The organism is Gluconacetobacter sp. (assembly GCF_047721585.1).
GTDB lineage: Bacteria > Pseudomonadota > Alphaproteobacteria > Acetobacterales > Acetobacteraceae > Gluconacetobacter > Gluconacetobacter dulcium.
The window spans coordinates 1-15,317 of record NZ_JBDNXE010000022.1 but is presented as its reverse complement, the minus strand read 5'-3'; the positions used below and the strand labels follow the sequence as shown (position 1 = coordinate 15,317).

The 15,317-nt window shown below is 69.3% G+C and carries 12 protein-coding genes; 4 read left to right on the top strand and 8 right to left on the bottom strand.

All coding sequences use genetic code 11. The features are described from left to right. Positions 1 to 17: 17 nt before the first annotated feature. The 8 genes from ABF821_RS06350 to cysQ all read right to left on the bottom strand — a co-directional run bounded on the left by ABF821_RS06350 (position 18) and on the right by cysQ (position 10,284). Positions 18 to 1,388 (bottom strand): peptidylprolyl isomerase, encoded by a 1,371-nt coding sequence (locus ABF821_RS06350; protein ID WP_415529429.1) that lies wholly within the window; start codon positions 1,386 to 1,388, stop codon positions 18 to 20. 28 nt (positions 1,389 to 1,416) lie between these two features. Then, the gene (locus ABF821_RS06345; RefSeq protein WP_415529428.1) at positions 1,417 to 3,753 is read right to left on the bottom strand and encodes an LPS-assembly protein LptD; all 2,337 of its coding nucleotides are present in this window, start codon (positions 3,751 to 3,753) and stop codon (positions 1,417 to 1,419) included. Positions 3,754 to 3,764: 11 nt separating this feature from the next. Then, positions 3,765 to 4,874, bottom strand: a complete 1,110-nt coding sequence (gene lptG / locus ABF821_RS06340) for an LPS export ABC transporter permease LptG (RefSeq protein WP_182972204.1) — start codon at positions 4,872 to 4,874, stop codon at positions 3,765 to 3,767. Next, positions 4,871 to 6,013, bottom strand: a complete 1,143-nt coding sequence (gene lptF / locus ABF821_RS06335) for an LPS export ABC transporter permease LptF (RefSeq protein WP_415529427.1) — start codon at positions 6,011 to 6,013, stop codon at positions 4,871 to 4,873. The genes lptG and lptF overlap by 4 nt, the downstream gene beginning before the upstream one ends. A gap of 264 nt (positions 6,014 to 6,277) precedes the next feature. Continuing rightward, positions 6,278 to 7,726 carry an FAD-binding oxidoreductase gene (locus ABF821_RS06330; RefSeq protein ID WP_415529426.1) on the bottom strand — a complete coding sequence of 483 codons (1,449 nt, stop codon included), beginning with the start codon at positions 7,724 to 7,726 and terminating at the stop codon, positions 6,278 to 6,280. A 153-nt stretch (positions 7,727 to 7,879) separates the two neighbouring features. After that, positions 7,880 to 8,422, bottom strand: a complete 543-nt coding sequence (locus tag ABF821_RS06325; protein ID WP_182972201.1) for a hypothetical protein — start codon at positions 8,420 to 8,422, stop codon at positions 7,880 to 7,882. 49 nt (positions 8,423 to 8,471) lie between these two features. Next, on the bottom strand, positions 8,472 to 9,443 hold the full coding sequence (locus ABF821_RS06320) for an L-threonylcarbamoyladenylate synthase (RefSeq protein ID WP_183008909.1): 972 nt from the start codon (positions 9,441 to 9,443) through the stop codon (positions 8,472 to 8,474). A 40-nt stretch (positions 9,444 to 9,483) separates the two neighbouring features. Next, positions 9,484 to 10,284, bottom strand: coding sequence for a 3'(2'),5'-bisphosphate nucleotidase CysQ (cysQ, locus tag ABF821_RS06315; RefSeq protein ID WP_415529425.1), 801 nt, complete (start codon positions 10,282 to 10,284; stop codon positions 9,484 to 9,486). A 184-nt stretch (positions 10,285 to 10,468) separates the two neighbouring features. Here cysQ and ABF821_RS06310 point away from each other — a divergent pair, with 184 nt between their 5' ends. The 4 genes from ABF821_RS06310 to ABF821_RS06295 all read left to right on the top strand — a co-directional run bounded on the left by ABF821_RS06310 (position 10,469) and on the right by ABF821_RS06295 (position 15,218). Then, positions 10,469 to 11,938 (top strand): leucyl aminopeptidase, encoded by a 1,470-nt coding sequence (locus tag ABF821_RS06310; RefSeq protein WP_415529424.1) that lies wholly within the window; start codon positions 10,469 to 10,471, stop codon positions 11,936 to 11,938. A gap of 30 nt (positions 11,939 to 11,968) precedes the next feature. Further along, the gene (locus tag ABF821_RS06305; protein WP_182972197.1) at positions 11,969 to 12,418 is read left to right on the top strand and encodes a DNA polymerase III subunit chi; all 450 of its coding nucleotides are present in this window, start codon (positions 11,969 to 11,971) and stop codon (positions 12,416 to 12,418) included. A 105-nt stretch (positions 12,419 to 12,523) separates the two neighbouring features. Continuing rightward, positions 12,524 to 13,378: an aldo/keto reductase gene (locus ABF821_RS06300; protein ID WP_415529423.1), complete on the top strand. Its 855-nt coding sequence runs from the start codon at positions 12,524 to 12,526 to the stop codon at positions 13,376 to 13,378. A 70-nt stretch (positions 13,379 to 13,448) separates the two neighbouring features. Beyond that, the gene (locus ABF821_RS06295; protein WP_415529422.1) at positions 13,449 to 15,218 is read left to right on the top strand and encodes a hypothetical protein; all 1,770 of its coding nucleotides are present in this window, start codon (positions 13,449 to 13,451) and stop codon (positions 15,216 to 15,218) included. Positions 15,219 to 15,317 lie beyond the last annotated feature (99 nt).

Sequence of the window (15,317 nt, the reverse complement as noted above, 5' to 3'; positions counted from 1 at the left end):
CGGATGGCTCGGGTTGGTCACACCTTCGACCGGATGTCGATGACGGCGCGGCGGCGCAGGTCGCGGTTCAACTGGCGCGATGTCTGTTCCACCCGCTCGTTCATCAACTGGTCCGCGATTTCGCTGGGGGTCTGCTGGGCGAAATTCTTCTGCTGGCGCGCGCAGACCATCAGCACGGCGATGCCGTCGCCCGAGACCAGGGGGTGGCTGGCCTTGCCGGGGGGCAGGTTGGCCAGGATCTGCTGCATCTGCGGATTGATGCGCTCCAGTTGCAGGTCGCCGGGATTGGCGGGGCGCTTGTCGCCGTATTTATGGTTCGCCGCTTCGAGGTCCGCGCAGCTATGCGCGTTGGCGGCGAGTTGCTGGGCCTGTTGCAGCATGTCGCGCTGCTGCTCGGAGGGGGCCTGCGGATTGAGCGGCGTGGTGAAGGGCAGGTACGCCTGACGCAGCGTCAGCAGCGTGCCCATCTGGTGGCCGATGGTGCGGCGGCCGTTCAGCGTGGCGATGACATAGCCGCCGGCGACGCGGATCGGGTTGGAAATGGCGCCTTCGGGCATGGCGCGGGCGACGGCGACGACCTGCGGGTCCAGGCTGTCTTCCTGCACCCAGCCCATCATGCCGCCTTCCAGCGCCGTCTGGCTCTGCGAGAACTGGGCGGCGACGATGGGGAAGGGCGCGCCGTTGCGCAGTTCCTGGATGATCGTCTGCGCGAATTTCAGCTCATCCTCGGAATGGCGCGCGTCATCGACCGGGATGAAGATCTCGCTCATCAGATACTGCGTCTTGCCGTCTTCGTGGCGCAGGGCTTCCTCGCGCTGGGCGATCTCGGCGGCGGTGGTGCGTCCGCGCGAGCCGAGTTCCTCGCGCAGGACCTGCGACCAGCCCAACTGCACCCGGATCTGGTCGATCATGGTGGTCAGCGAGATGCCGTCCGCCGCCAGACGGTCGCGCAGGGCGTTGTGGGGCATGTTGTTGCGCCGTTCGATATCGGCGATCGAGGCGGCGATCTGCTCCGGCGGCACGTTGATGTGGCGCGACAGCATCTCCTGCTGCCGCAGGCGTTCGTCGATCAGCTGCCGGACGATCTGCGGACGCAGCCGGTTCATGAGGTCGTCGGTCAGGTTCAGGCCGGCCGACAGCGCGAACAGACGGCCGCGATTCTCCACGTCACGCCGCGTCAGCACCGTGCCGTTGATGACCGCGACGATCGAATCCTGCGGGATCGAGCCGTCGGATGCCTCGGCGTCCGGCCTGGCGGCCGGCTTGGCAGTTGGCCTGGCGGCATCGGCGGGCAGGGCGATGCCCGCCGTCCAGGCCGCCAGGCCGGCGGCGGCGATGCGGGCCAGGAGGGGCGATGGGAATCCGGTCGGGGAAAGGCGGCGTCGCATTCTGTTCGGTCTCTCGCGCGTCGTCGGGTCAGCCATGGATACCAAAGGCCCCGATGGTCTTGAAGGTCAGGGTGAACATGATGGTCGAATTCCGCTGTTCGCCGCCGATCGAGGTATATTGCTTGATATACATGACGTTGAAGGCAAAACAGTCATTCTGGTAGCCCGCATTGCCGCCCATGCTGACGAATTCCTTGCGGGACAGGCTGCGCCGGACGAAGCCCGAGAGGCTGTAGCCGCTCCAGCTCGTCGAGGCGCCGAGCGTCAGTTCGTTGGTGCGGACATAATAGGCGGAGGGCGGGCCGCTGGTCTGGAGGTTGGTGGCGTAATAATAATAGGGCGTCACCGGCTCGTAGACATAGCCGCCCGTGACGCGGAAATGCTCGACGCCGGTGGAAAACAGCGCGTCGCCGAAATCGATGCGCCCGGCATAGGGGTCGACGCGGGTGCGGCCGGTGAAATCGACATAGCGGTTGGGGGCGATGCGCGCCCGCGCGACCACGTCGGAGAGATGGTGGCTCAGCCCCGAATAGGGGATGCGGTTGCGGGTGATATGCTCCTGGATGCTCTCGCCGACCAGCGTGTCGATTTCATGCCCGTCCCAGGTCCAGTTGGCATGGACGCCGAAATTGCCGCGCAGGCCGCCATCCAGCCTGTCGGTGCCCGGATAGCGGTTCAGCGCGAACAGGGTCGAGTCGGTGAACTCGTATGACAGGCTGTCTTCGTTGGGCATGTTGCGGGTGACGCTGTTGCCCGTGTTGGGGGCTGCGATGATCTGGGCGATCGGCTCCAGGATCTGGGTGCCGCTTCCATGCTGGAAGGAGCGCAGGAACGGCCAGTTCATCTTCAGGGCCACGGTCGGCAGGACCTGGCCGGTGACCGCGGCGCGGCGGGCCGTCGTCAGGGCGTAGAGCGGCTGCTCGTTCAGGCTGGTGGCACGGTGGATGGCCGATTCCAGGTGCAGGGTCAGTTTCCAGAGCTGGCCCAGCCGGTTGCGGAACGGCCGGTCCCAGTTCGCCGAGATCTGCCCGCGCTGGTCGGAGACGCCGTTATTGCGGTAGACGTAGAAATCATCGGTATCCAGCGACAGTCGGCCGCCCCAGGCGTCGGGCTGGCCGAAATAGCTGAACGCATAATGCGGCAGCACCCAGGGCAGGTCGGTGTTGCGGATGACGCCCTGGTTCAGGCCCTGATAAGCCTGGGCGTCGAGGCGCGAATAGGAACCGGTGCCGAACCCTTCGAGAAAGACGTTCGACGACAGCATTTCCTGCCCGTAGCCGGTCACCCGGTAGTCGCGCATGTAGTTGGCGGAGGTGGCGACGTTGATGTTCATCCCCGTTCGCCATTCCCGCGAGATCGAAGCCTTGCCCTGGGCGAAGAGGAAGCCCTGCACCCCATGTTCGTTGGCCGAGCCGACGGTGTTGCCGAACGTGTTGATATAGGCGCCCTGGCGATGGGTATCGTACGCCAGGCCGGCCAGGATGTTCAGCGTGCCCCAGTTGAAGATGTTGCGGTACTGGGTGCTGACCTGCGGCCCGGTCCGGGTGGAGAACAGCCCCTGGACCGTCAGGTCGGACTGGCCGTCGATCGCCCAGTAATAGGGAATGGTGACGTAGGCGCCCAGATAGCGGTCGTGCGGGGTAATGCCGGGGGTGAGGAAGCCGCTCTGCCGCCGGACCGACGGATCGGACATGGAGAAGACCGGCAGGTACATGACCGGTATCCCGAACATGTCGAGATAGGCATCGCGGAACTCGATGCGCTTGTGCTCGGTATCGTCGATCGCGTCGTAGGCCCGCAATTGCCAGAACGGCGGGCGGGCGGGATGTTTGGCGCAGATCTCGCAGGCGGTATAGACCGCGCGGGTCATGTCGTTGATATGCGCGCCGGTTCGGCGCATGCCGTTGGCGGCGAGCTTGGCGTTGTCGGCCATCAGCGCGTGCAGGCGCGTCATGATGCCGTCGCGCATGCCGTTGCTGAGTTCGGCATAGTCGCTGAACAGCACCGTGCCGTCCGCCTCGACGATCGCGACGTTGCCGCGCGCCGCCGCGATGCCTGTCGTGCGGTCGTAGGTGACCGTATCGGCCCGCAGGACGTGGTCGTTCTGCCAGATCTGGACATTGCCCGACCAGGTGACGATCCCCTGCGCGTTGTCGTAGGACACCGTGTCGGCCTGGAAGGTCACCGGGTCTTTCTCGGACACCGACGTGCCTGTGCTGACATGCACCGGACGGATCTGGGCGTGGGCATGGTGGATCTGGAACGCGGCGCCCAGAACCGTGCCGCCCAGCATGCTGGCAGCCAGCAGCGTGCCGCGTGCCTGCGCGGATGTTCCCCCGATGGGGCGGTACAGGCAGCGAGGCATGAGAAAGGGCATCATCCGTCTTCTAGATGAAGCAGCAGCGAAACTGCAAGGCAGAGACCCGCTCCGGTCGGGGCCCAGGCGGCCAGAATCGGCGGCATGGCGCCGGATTCCCCGAATTGCGCCGCGACTTTGGACAGTGTGAACAATGCGAAGCCGGCGGCCACGCCGCCGCCGACCATGCGCGCCACCCCGCCGCGTCGGGTCGGACGCATCGAAAAACCGGCCGCGACCAGTGCCATGGTGCCCGCCAGAATGGGCAGCGTCAGCAGCGACTGGAAATGCAGCCGGTGCCGGATGGATGAAAAGCCCGAACGCTCCAGAAGCGTGATGAAGCCCGGCAGCGCCCAGACCGACAGCGTGTCGGGCGAGGCGAAGCTTTCCTGCACGCGCGTGAGCGTCAGGTCGGTCGGCAGCGTGAACCGCCCCACCTGGACGGGCAGGCGGTCGGGCCGGATGGTATGCGTGTCGTCCAGCACCCATTCTCCGTCGCCCAGGTGCCCGCTGGGGGCCTCGACGCGGACGATCATGCGGTCGGCCTCGTCCAGCCGGAACAGGCTGATGCCGCTGATCTGCAGGACGCCGTCCCGCAGATGCACGTTGCGGGCATGCAGGATCGCCACCCCGTGGGGGGTCAGGCCCTGGTCGGCCTGGCGGATCCATAGCGCGCCGTCGGCGAGGTTCAGCGGGCCGCCGCTGCGCAGGTAGACATGATCCAGGGTCTCGGCCCGGCGGTACATGATCGAGGAGAGGGGCGACAGCACGCCGGTGGCCAGGGCGCCGATCAGCAGGGCGCAGGCCAGCGGGCCGGTCAGGAACTGCCATGCCGAAATGCCGGCCGCCCGTGCCACGATCAGCTCGGACGACCGGGTCAGGCGCCAGAAACAGACGATCCCGCCCAGCAGTACGCCGAACGGCAGGATTTCGATCGTGAAATAGGGAATGTGCAGCAGCGCGATCTCGCTGACCAGGCGCGTGGGGACGTTCGGGCGCGTCGCGACCCGGCGCAGCAGGTCGATGAAATCGAACAGCGAGACCAGGCCGGTCAGCGACAGGATCATCGCCATGACCGCCAGCGTGAACTGACGGGCGATGTAGAAGGAGAGGGTAACCGAGACGGTCATGGCCGGGGTGCCTGACCCGGCGCGGCCGGAGCCATGCGCGACGCGGCCCTCGCCCGTTGCCGCAGGCGCCACTCGGGCAGGAACAGCACGATCGCGCACAGGGTGCCGGGGACGATCGCCTCGACCCACATCAGGGGGACCAGGCCGGGATTGCGGCCGGCCAGGTTCTGCACCATCAGGCTGAGCGCCAGCAGGCACACCACGCTCATGATCGCGGTGAACGGGCGCAGGATGTTGCCGTGCCGCGAGAACGTGCCGCGCAGCACGCTGACCAGTCCGATCATCGCGAACGAGAACGCGGTGAAGGGCGATGTGAGCCGCCGCCATGCCTCGACCGCGAACTTGCCGCGATCGCGGGCGGAGACCTCGTGCGGGTCGGGATGCAGCAATTCATGCAGCGACATCTCGCTGGAGTCGCGATAACGGATCTGTTCGCCTCGGGGGGCGGTCAGGTCGATGGTGTTGCGGGCGAACGTCAGGACGTTCAGCCGGCCGGTCCGGCGATCGATTTCCTGCCGCGACCCGTCGAACAGGACCACGCGGGGCTGGTCGTTGACGATCAGCATCGTGCCGCGCTCGGCCAGGATGGTCGAAGGATTGTCGGGCTGGCGGTCGTCCTCGACCATGATGCCGTGCAGCGTGCCGTCATGATCGCGGGAGCGGACATAGACGGTCATGGTGCTGGACAGGGGGGTGAAGACGCCATCCTGGAGCATGAAGGCCGCGATGCGGTTGCGGATCTGGAATTCATATTGCTTGAACGCGTGAAAGGCTTGCGGGACGATCCATACATTCAGGATCAGGCAGAGCATCACCGACGCGCCCGCGCAGAGCAGGCCGGCCCGTGCCACATGGAAGGGCGACAGGCCGGCCGCGCGCATGACCGTCAGTTCGCGGTCGGTCGCCAGGCGCTGATAGACGAACTGCACCACCACGAAGGTCGTGATCGGCAGGATGATGGCGACGAACGAAGGGACCAGCAGGCTGGTCAAGCCGACGAAGACCCGCAGCGACAGCCCGCGTTCGACGACCAGGGAGACGAAACGCAGCGATTGGGTGAGCCAGATGAGGGCCGCGAGGCCGCCCGTCGTCGCCGCCAGTGCCATCAGGAGCTGCCGCAGGACGTAGCGGTCGAGCATCGGCAGGTGCGCCCTTGATGGACGTCTTGTTGCGGATCGGGCGAACGACATAGGTCTGTGTAGCTCCCCGGAGGATATGGTGAAAAGCCCTGCGTCCCCGGTGTGGTGCGACCGTTACGGCTATCCGGGCCGCCGGTTCCCGGCCGTCGGGACGTGGGGGCCGGTTGAAGCGGCTTCCGTCCGATGGTTGCGTCTGCGCGGGGGACGATGCTGGTGGAAAATTAAGGAACCGGAAATGCGCCGGTGCGTCGGCCCGCGACGGCCCTAGCCGGCGGGAGGAAACAGCGTTGCCGGGTTCATCAGTCCGTGGGGGTCGATCGCGTCTTTGATCCGGCGCATGGTGGCCAGTTCGGCGCCCCCGCGCCAGTCTGGCATCATGTAGGGCTTCAGGCGCCCGACCCCGTGCTCGGCCGAGAAGGAGCCATCCAGTTCGCGCACGATGGCGGCGACCGTATCCATGATCCGGTGATCCTGCGCCAGGAAGTCCGCCGGGTCCATGCCCTCGGGCTGCACCAGATTGAAATGGATGTTGCCGTCGCCGATATGGCCGAACGGCGCGGGGCGGATGCCCGGGATCAGCGCCGCGCAGGCGGCGCTGGCGCGGTCGATCAGCTCCGGCACGCGCGAGACGGGAACCGAGACGTCGTTCTTGACGCTGGCGCCCGCCCGGCGCTGGGCCTCGGCGTGCTCCTCGCGCAGTTTCCACAGCGCCAGGCGTTGCCCCTCGCTTTCGGCGATGACGGCGTCGCTGACCGTGCCGGCTTCGAACATGCCGGCCAGGACGTCCTCCAGCGCCGCGCGGAGGTCGGCATTGCGGCGTGGGGTTGCCAGTTCCACCAGCACGTAGGCCGGGGCGGCTTCGGCCAGCGGCAGGCTGGCGCCGGGCACCAGCCGCGTGACCAGCTCCATGCCGGCGCCCGACATATATTCGAACGCCTGGATCAGTGCCGGGTCCTGGTCGCGGAAGGCGGCGAACAGGGCCAGGGCCGCGCTGGCGTCGGCTACCGCGCAGAGCGCCGCCTCGACCGCGCGGGGCTGGGGCTGCAATTGCAGGATGGCCGAGGTGATGAAGCCCAGCGTGCCTTCCGACCCCACGAAGAGCTGGCGCAGCGCGTAGCCGGTATTGTCCTTGCGCAGCCGGCGCAGGCCGTTGAAGACGCTGCCGTCGGGCAGCACGACTTCCAGCCCCAGCACCAGTTCCCGCGCGTTGCCGTAGCGCACGGTGTTGTTGCCGCCCGCGTTGGTGGCCAGCACGCCGCCGATCTGGGCCGAGCCCTCCGACGAGATGGAGAGCGGCAGCATCAGGCCGGCGTCGCGCGCCGCGTCCTGCGCCGCCTTGAGCGTGACGCCGGCCTCGATTTCCATGGTGTGGTCCAGCGGGTCGATCCGCCGTACGCGGTTCATCCGGGACAGGCACACCACGATGTCCCGCCCGCTTTCGTCGGGCGTGGCGCCGCCGACCATGCTGGTATTGCCGCCCTGCGGCACCATCGCGACGCCGGCTTCGGCGCAGAGGGCGACGGCCTGGGCCAGTTCGGCCGTGCCGGCCGGGCGCAGGACGGCCGCCGCACGCCCGTGATAGAGCGAACGCCAGTCGGTGCAGTAGGGCGCGATGTCGGAACTGTCCGTCAGGATGCCGGACGGCCCCAGCAGCGCCGCCAGACGGGCCAGCAGATCGGCGGTCGGGGGGGCGGAGGACTGGGGAGCGGTCATGACGGGGTTCCGGTGGTCGATGGCGGGTCGGCGCGGGAGGCGGCGGTGCCTGTCTTGTGGGGGCCTGTCTTGGGACAGAATGGCGGGCGTGGCAATCTTTCGCACGCGCGCCGTCCGAATCTGTGGATCAGGTCCGCCGGTCAGGTCCGCCGGTCAGTTCAGGGCGGTCGTTCTGAACGGGACGGCGGGCACGTCCATCGCGCGGACCATGCCCATGCCGATCGCGCCGACGAGGGCGCCGACGGCGAAGGCCAGCGCGACGACCGAGCGCCGGCGCTGCGCGGGGCGCGCCCGCATGACGGACAGGGCGGCCTGCGTTTCGGCCCGCGCCTGCTGGGTCAGGTAGAGCTGCGATCGCAGTTCCTCATTGCGCGCCCGTGCGCTGCGCAGGTCGAGGTCGAGCCGGTTGATGCTTTCGGTCAGTTGCAGAATCCGCGTCCGCGCGGCCTGCATTTCCTCGGCGGCGGCCCCGGAGGCGGCGCGGGATGCGCGCGGGCGCGGCGGCGGGCGCGCGGGCGGGTTGGGCGCGAGCGCGGTGAACAGGTTCTTCAGTGCTCCGCCGGTCGTGCCGTTGCGGCGGGCGCGATTGCGGATGGCGTCCAGGGCGTTGGCGGACTGTCCTGGGTGGTCTTCCAGCACCAGTGCCAGGATGTCCGCCAGGATCTTGAGTTCCTTGGGATCGAGTTTGTCGCTCATGGCGGCGGATCACGAGGTTCGGGGCAAGCGGTTGTGGACGGATAGCGCATCATGCGGGGCGCGGCGAGGCGGCGCGGCGCAGGCGGTCGCGGATGGCCAGGCCCAGGCCGGCGCGGGGGATCGGCATCGCGGCGATGCGGGTCAGGCCACGTCGCGCGCCCTCGCTGTCCAGAAAGCGCAGGCCCGCGAACAGGCGGGCCGCGGCTTCGTCCACCGTGCCCGAGGGGCTGAGATTCCAGACCAGCCCGGCCCCTGGCAGTTCCGGCCCGAAGGCGAGGAGGGCCTCGTCGGCGCCGACCTCCTGCGCGTCGAGACGGACGGGCAGGGAGGGGGCGTAGTGCGAGGCCATCCGGCCCGGAGAGACCGGCAGCGTGTCGGTGTAGTCGTCGGGATGCGAGATCGGGCCGCAGATTTCGGCCAGGGCCTCGATCGTGACGCCGCCGGGGCGCAGCAGGACCGGGGCGGTGCCCGTGAGGTCCAGCACCGTGCTCTCCACCCCGACCTGGCAGGGCCCGGAATCCAGCACCGCGTCGATGCGGCCGGTCAGGCCGCGCAGGACGTGATAGGCGTCGGACGGGCTGACCTTGCCGGACAGGTTGGCCGAAGGTGCCGCGACCGGGCGCCCCGTGGCGCGCAGCAGGGCGGCCGTGACCGTGCCGCGCGGTACGCGGACGGCCACCGACGGCAGGCCGGCGGCGGCCAGGTCCGAGATCGTGCCATCCGGCTGGCGCGGCAGGATCAGCGTCAGCGGGCCGGGCCAGAACCGGTCGGCCAGGCGGCGTGCGAGATCATCGGCCACGGCCTCGGTGAAGGCGGCTTCGGCATCGGGGAAATGGCTGATCAGGGGGTTGAAGCGCGGGCGTTCCTTCGCCGCGAAGATGCGGGCCACGGCGGTATCGCTGGTCGCGTCGGCGCCAAGCCCGTAGACGGTCTCCGTCCCGAACGCCACGAGGCCGCCTGCCCGCAGCAGTTCCGCCGCGCGGGAGATGCCCGCTTCGTTTGCTTCCAGACGTTCCGTCATCTCCCGTCTACCCGCCCGTTTTGCCGCCGATCATAACGTGTCATGGGCCTGATGGCTCCCGCTTTCCGGCGCAGACGAAGTGCGGGTTGCGCCAGTCAGGCTTGCCGTAGCGCAGCGGTTCGCCATCCATCATGGTGACGCTGCCGCCGGCGGCCTCGACGATCACCTGCGGGGCGGCGGTGTCCCATTCCATCGTGGTGCCCAGGCGGGGATACAGGTCGGCCGCGCCTTCGGCCACGCGGATGAATTTCGCGGCGGAGCCGATATTGCCCAGATGGGCGATCCGCCGGCCGCCCAGGAACGAGGCCAGCCGTGGGTCGTCGGCGTAATGGCGCGAGGCCAGCACCGTCAGCCCTTCGGGGGGGACGGCGCGCGCGTGGATGGCGTGCGTGCCGTGCGCGTCGATGCGGCGGGCGCCGGTGGCGACGTGGCCGGCGTAAAGCTGGTGGTAGGCCGGCAGGGCGACCGCGCCGAGCACGGCGCGACCGTCGCGGACCAGGCCGATATTGACGGTGAAATCGTCCCGGCCGGCAGCGAACTCGCGCGTGCCGTCCAGCGGGTCGACCAGCCAGAACGTGTGGCCTGCCTCGACGCGCACGCCGGCGGCGGCCTCTTCCTCGGCGATCACCGGGATGGTCGGCACCAGGGCGCGCAGGCCGGCCAGGATATGGGCCTCGGCCGCGTGGTCGGCTTCGGTCACCGGGGACGAATCGGATTTGGTTACGGTTTCGAACCCGCGCGCGCGGATCACGCGGATCAGTTCGGCGGCCTCGTCAGCCAGCCGGGTCGCGAGATCCAGCAACATATCGTCGCCGGGATGAAGCAGGGAGGAACGGTTCATGGGTCCATGGAATTAGCTTACTCGCGGCCGCGCGTCATGCGCCTTTTCTTGCGTCCCCGGCCTTTCGGCGGCATCGCGCGGGGGGTGCTTTGGACAGACGGGCCGGCATGCGGCATGCTGCGGCACCTGTTCCGGGGCCAGGGCGCCACCCTGTCCGACCGATCGTTGCGGAGTATTCAGCGCCATGTTGCAGACCGGCTTTTCCGACATCACTCTTCCCGTCGATGGTGTTCTGGCCATCCTGGTGCCGGAGGATGGGCCACGGCCGGCGTCCTATCTCGCGGCCGACCGGGCGACTGGTGGCGCGCTGGAGCGCGCGGTCGCGGCGGCGTCGTTCGTATTCGGTGCCGGCCGGACCTGCATGCTGCTGGCGCCGGGGGGCGGGTTTGACCGGGTTCTTCTGGTCGGGCTGGGCAAAATTGCCGAGATCGGTGCCCGCGCCGTGGAGAACGCGGCGGCCGCCGCCGTCACGACGCTGGGCAAGCTGGCTACGACCGCGCGGATCGCGGCCGATGGTGTCGCGCCCGAATTGGTGGCCCATGTCGCCCAGGGGGCGACGCTGGCCGCCTTCCGCTTCGACAGCTACCACACGCGGCTGACCGAGGATGCGCGCTGGCGCCTGACGGACCTGACGATCCTCACCCCCGACGTTGCACTGGCGGAGGCGGCGTCGGCGGACCTGCTGGCCGTGGCGCGGGGGGTTTATCTGGCGCGCGATCTGGTCAGCGAGCCCGCGAATGTGCTGCGTCCGCCTGAATTCGCGACCCGGATCGAGGCGTTGCGCGATCTGGGGGTCGAAATCGAGATCCTGGATCGCGACGCGATGGCGGAACTGGGGTTCGGCGCGCTGCTGGGCGTCGCGCAGGCCAGCGATGCGCCGCCGCGTACGGTGCTGATGCGCTGGAACGGCGCCGGAGACGATTCGGCGCCGCTGGCCTTCGTCGGCAAGGGCGTGACCTTCGATTCCGGCGGGATTTCGATCAAGCCGGCCGGTGGCATGGAGGAGATGAAGACCGACATGGCCGGGGCGGCGGCCGTGGTGGGGCTGATCGCGGCGCTGGCCGGTCGCAAGGCGCGGGTCAATGTCGTGGGCGCGGTCGGGCTGGTGGAGAACATGCTGGCCGGCAATGCCCAGCGGCCGGGCGATGTGGTGCGGACCTGTTCGGGGCAGACGGTCGAGGTGATCAATACCGATGCCGAGGGGCGGCTGGTACTGGCCGACGTGCTGTGGTACGTGCAGGACCGCTTCAAGCCGCGCCTGATGGTCGATCTGGCGACGCTGACCGGGGCGATCGTCGTCGGGCTGGGGCATGAATATGCCGGCCTGTTCGCCAATGACGACGTGCTGGCCGGACGGCTGGTCGCGGCGGGCGAGGAAACGGGCGAGCTTCTGTGGCGCATGCCGCTGTCGGATGCCTACAACGAGGCGCTGCGCTCGGATATCGCCGATTTCAAGAATGTCGGCGGCCGGCCGGGCGGTTCGATCACCGCCGCCAAGTTCCTGGAGCATTTCGTCAACCATGTGCCCTGGGCGCATCTGGACATTGCCGGTACCGCCTGGGCCAGGAAGACCGTGCATTGCACGCCCAAGGGGGCGACGGGCTTTGGCGTGCGCCTGCTGGACCGCTTCGTGCGGGAAAATCACGAAGGGTGATGCGGGGCTGAGGCGGGATCGCGGCGCGCCATGGCGGAGATCGGCTTTTATCACCTGACGCGGACCAGTGTGGACCAGGCGCTGCCGGCCCTGCTGGGCCGGACGCTGGAGGCCGGGCGGCGGGCCGTGCTGCGCTGTGGCGACGCGCAGCGGGTCAAGGCGATGGATGAGGCCCTGTGGCGCTCCACCGATCCGCTCTGGCTGCCGCATGGCAGCGCCGCGATGGGGCATGGGGCGTTGCAGCCCATCTGGCTGACGGCGGGGGAGGACGTGCCGAACGGGGCGACCTACCTGTTCCTGATCGATGGGGTGAACTGCCCCGACGCCGCCGCGTTCGAGCGGGTGTTCGATCTGTTCGATGGTGGCGACCCGGAGGCCGTGGAAGCGGCCCGCCAGCGGTGGACCATTGCTCGCGAGGCCGGGCACACGCTGGTCTACTGGCGGCAGCAGGCGAAGGGATGGAGCCGGGGAGGCCGCTGAAAGGCGGGTCCGGACGTGCTTCCCCTCGATGCCCGAAGATCATCGGTCTCCGGGAGGTTTGTCTGGGGAACTTGTCTGGGGAACTTGCGAGGAGGACCGCGCGGCATGATGACTTCCGTCACGTTTCCCGGTGGCATGTGCCTGCCGGCGCTGGGGATGGGCACCTGGGCGCTGGGTGATCGTGCCGAGCGGCGCGCGCAGGAGATCGCCAGCCTGCGGCTGGGCCTGGATAAGGGGCTGCGGGTGATCGATACCGCCGAGATGTACGGCGCCGGGCGGTCGGAACGGCTGGTGGGCGAGGCGATCGCCGGGCGGCGGGACGAGGTTTTCCTGGTTACGAAGATCCTGCCGTCCAACGCTTCGCGTGCCGGAGTGGCTGAGTGTTGCCGGGCATCGCTGCGGCGGTTGGGTACCGACCGGATCGATCTGTACCTGCTGCACTGGCGAGGGGGCGTGAAGCTGGAGGAAACGGTCGGGGCCTTCGAGCAGCTCAAGAGGGAAGGGCTGATCGGCGCCTGGGGCGTGTCGAATTTCGATATCGGGGACCTGGACGATCTGGCGCGGGTTGCCGCGCCGGGGGCCTGTGCCGCCAACCAGATTCTCTACAGTCTGGATTATCGCGGGGTGGAGTTCGATCTGCTGGAGGCGGACCGGCGGCGCGCCATCGTGACCATGGCATATTCTCCGCTGGGGCAGGGCGGCGACCTGCTGCGCCAGCCGGTGTTGCAACGGATCGCGGCGGAGCACGAGACCAGTCTGGGGCCAGCCACGCCCGCCCAGGTGGCGCTGGCCTGGGTGCTGCGGCAGCCTGGGATGCTGGCGATCCCCAAGGCGGGCAGTCCGGAGCATCAGCGCGAGAATGTCGCGGCGACCGAACTGGTGCTGACACAGCATGACCTGGACGCGATCGACCGGTCGATCCCGCCGCCGCGCCGCAAGGTCCCTCTCGCCATGATCTGAACGGCGTGGTTTGATGCGGGCTCGATCGGACCCGTGATTCGGGGATGGGGCCATCCTGCCGCTGTTTCTCATGCTTGTGCTGTCGGTGCTGCTGCTGGACGGCCTGATGCCCCGGTTCGCGGTGCCCCAGGTGGCGCGGGCGGGGTGGGGGCTGGCTCTCGTGCTGGCTTTGGCGATGGCCTGTCTGCCGCCTGGGTCGGCCCTGATGGCGGGCTCTCCAGCGGGGCCGGTGGCCCTGTTGCGGGTCGATGCGCTCTCGCTGCCCTTCGTGATGATTCTGTCGGTGGCCGGTCTGGCCTCGGGGGCGCGGGGGCCGGTGCTGGCGGGGGCGGCGCTGACGGTCGGTACCGGTAATCCTGTCCTGTTCTGTATTGGCGCGGCGGGGCTGTTGCCCCTGCTGCGCGCCGAGGGCGCCGTGCCGCGTGGCATGGTGGCCTGGGGGAGTGCGGGCGTTGCGGTGGCGACCGCGCTGCTGTCGGGTTCGGGCGGCTGGCGGCTGATTGTGCTGCCGCTTCCTGCTCTGCTGGCGGCTTCGGCGTTGATGGGGCTGTCGTTGCGGCCATTGTCCGGCGCGCGGCATGGGGCGCCCGCCGGGGTGGCGCATCTGGCCGGGCTGATGGTCGGACTCTGCCTTGCGGTGCGGATGCTGGTCGACTGGCCGGTGGAGCCGGTCGGCGCCATGTGGGGCGGTGGCGTGGTCGTTGCGGGGCTGGTGCTGGCGCTCACGGGATGCTGGCGGGCCAGAGGGGCGCGCGATGCCGGGCGGGTGGTGGCCGGCCTGTTGAACGGATGGGGCGGCATGGCGCTGGTGCTGGTGGGGCTGGTGGTCACCGGGCGCGCGGATGACCTGCCGTTGCTGGCGCTGGGGGCATTTCGTGGCCTGATGCTGCTGGTGGGTGGGGTGGGGCTGGCGGTTCTGGCCGCCATCCTGACCCTGGCGCAGATGGCCGAGGCGGCGGGCTCGCTGGGGCTGGCGCGTGTCGGTGGGCTGGCGGCCCTGATGCCGAAGGCGTCGGCCATGCTGGCTCTGGCGCTGGCCGGGGTGTGCGCGCTGCCGCCCTCCGGCGGGTTTGCGGTGGCGTGGCTGCTGGTGCAGTCGCTGCTGGCGCTGCCGCGCGCCGAGGGGCTGGCGGGGGCGATGCCGCTGCTGGCGGTACTGGCCGGCGTGGGGCTGGTCTGTGGATTGCTGATCCTGGCGGCGGTGCGCCTGTTGGTCTGTCTGGTGCTGGGCCGGCCGCGCACACCGCGTGCGGCCGGTGCGACCGACCCCGCATCGGGGCGGCTGGCCGTGCCGGCGGCCTGCCTGGGTGGGGCTGTGGGCGTGGTGCTGGTGCCTGGGGTCTGGTTGTGGCTGACGCGGGGGGCTGGCTGGGCTGCTGCTGGCCTGAAGGGTCCGATTCCGTCCGGTGCGCGGCCGGACTGGCTGGCTCTTGCCGCGCCGGGGGGCGGCGGCGTGCTGTATCCGGCTGGTATCGTCGCGCTGCTGGCGCTGGCGGGCGCTCTGGTGCTGGGAGTGTCGCGTCTGGGGAACACGGTGCCGTCGCGCCCGGCGCCGGCCTGGATGGAGGGGGCGCCGCCATCGCCGCCCTGGATGCCGTTCGGCGAGCCGGTGGCGCAGGCCGGCCCGGCGCAGTTTGCCGGTGTGCTGGCGTGGGGGATGGGACGGCGTGCGGTGTCGCGGCGTATTCGGCGGGTGGTCCGCTGGGGCCGGGATGGCGGGAGGCGGGTATCGGTGCTGATGGAGGTTGGGGTGGCCTGGGTGTCGCGCCATGCCATGGGGCTGGTGCTGCTGTGGTTGGCCGTGGCGGCGCTGCTCCGGATGTGGGGCCATTCGCGATGATGTCGTGGGTGGTGATGGTGGTGGCCGGGAGTGCGCTGCTGGCCGTGCATCTTGTGTTGATGGTCGCCTGTGCGCCGCTCGTGCGGGGGGGGCTGGTGG

Bases quoted from the DNA above. Each gene is read 5' to 3' on its own strand.
- ABF821_RS06350 (WP_415529429.1), bottom strand. From the start codon at position 1,388: ATGCGACGCCGCCTTTCCCCGACCGGATTCCCATCGCCCCTCCTGGCC.
- ABF821_RS06345 (WP_415529428.1), bottom strand. From the start codon at position 3,753: ATGCCTCGCTGCCTGTACCGCCCCATCGGGGGAACATCCGCGCAGGCA.
- lptG (WP_182972204.1), bottom strand. From the start codon at position 4,874: ATGACCGTCTCGGTTACCCTCTCCTTCTACATCGCCCGTCAGTTCACG.
- lptF (WP_415529427.1), bottom strand. From the start codon at position 6,013: ATGCTCGACCGCTACGTCCTGCGGCAGCTCCTGATGGCACTGGCGGCG.
- ABF821_RS06330 (WP_415529426.1), bottom strand. From the start codon at position 7,726: ATGACCGCTCCCCAGTCCTCCGCCCCCCCGACCGCCGATCTGCTGGCC.
- ABF821_RS06325 (WP_182972201.1), bottom strand. From the start codon at position 8,422: ATGAGCGACAAACTCGATCCCAAGGAACTCAAGATCCTGGCGGACATC.
- ABF821_RS06320 (WP_183008909.1), bottom strand. From the start codon at position 9,443: ATGACGGAACGTCTGGAAGCAAACGAAGCGGGCATCTCCCGCGCGGCG.
- cysQ (WP_415529425.1), bottom strand. From the start codon at position 10,284: ATGAACCGTTCCTCCCTGCTTCATCCCGGCGACGATATGTTGCTGGAT.
- ABF821_RS06310 (WP_415529424.1), top strand. From the start codon at position 10,469: ATGTTGCAGACCGGCTTTTCCGACATCACTCTTCCCGTCGATGGTGTT.
- ABF821_RS06305 (WP_182972197.1), top strand. From the start codon at position 11,969: ATGGCGGAGATCGGCTTTTATCACCTGACGCGGACCAGTGTGGACCAG.
- ABF821_RS06300 (WP_415529423.1), top strand. From the start codon at position 12,524: ATGATGACTTCCGTCACGTTTCCCGGTGGCATGTGCCTGCCGGCGCTG.
- ABF821_RS06295 (WP_415529422.1), top strand. From the start codon at position 13,449: ATGCTTGTGCTGTCGGTGCTGCTGCTGGACGGCCTGATGCCCCGGTTC.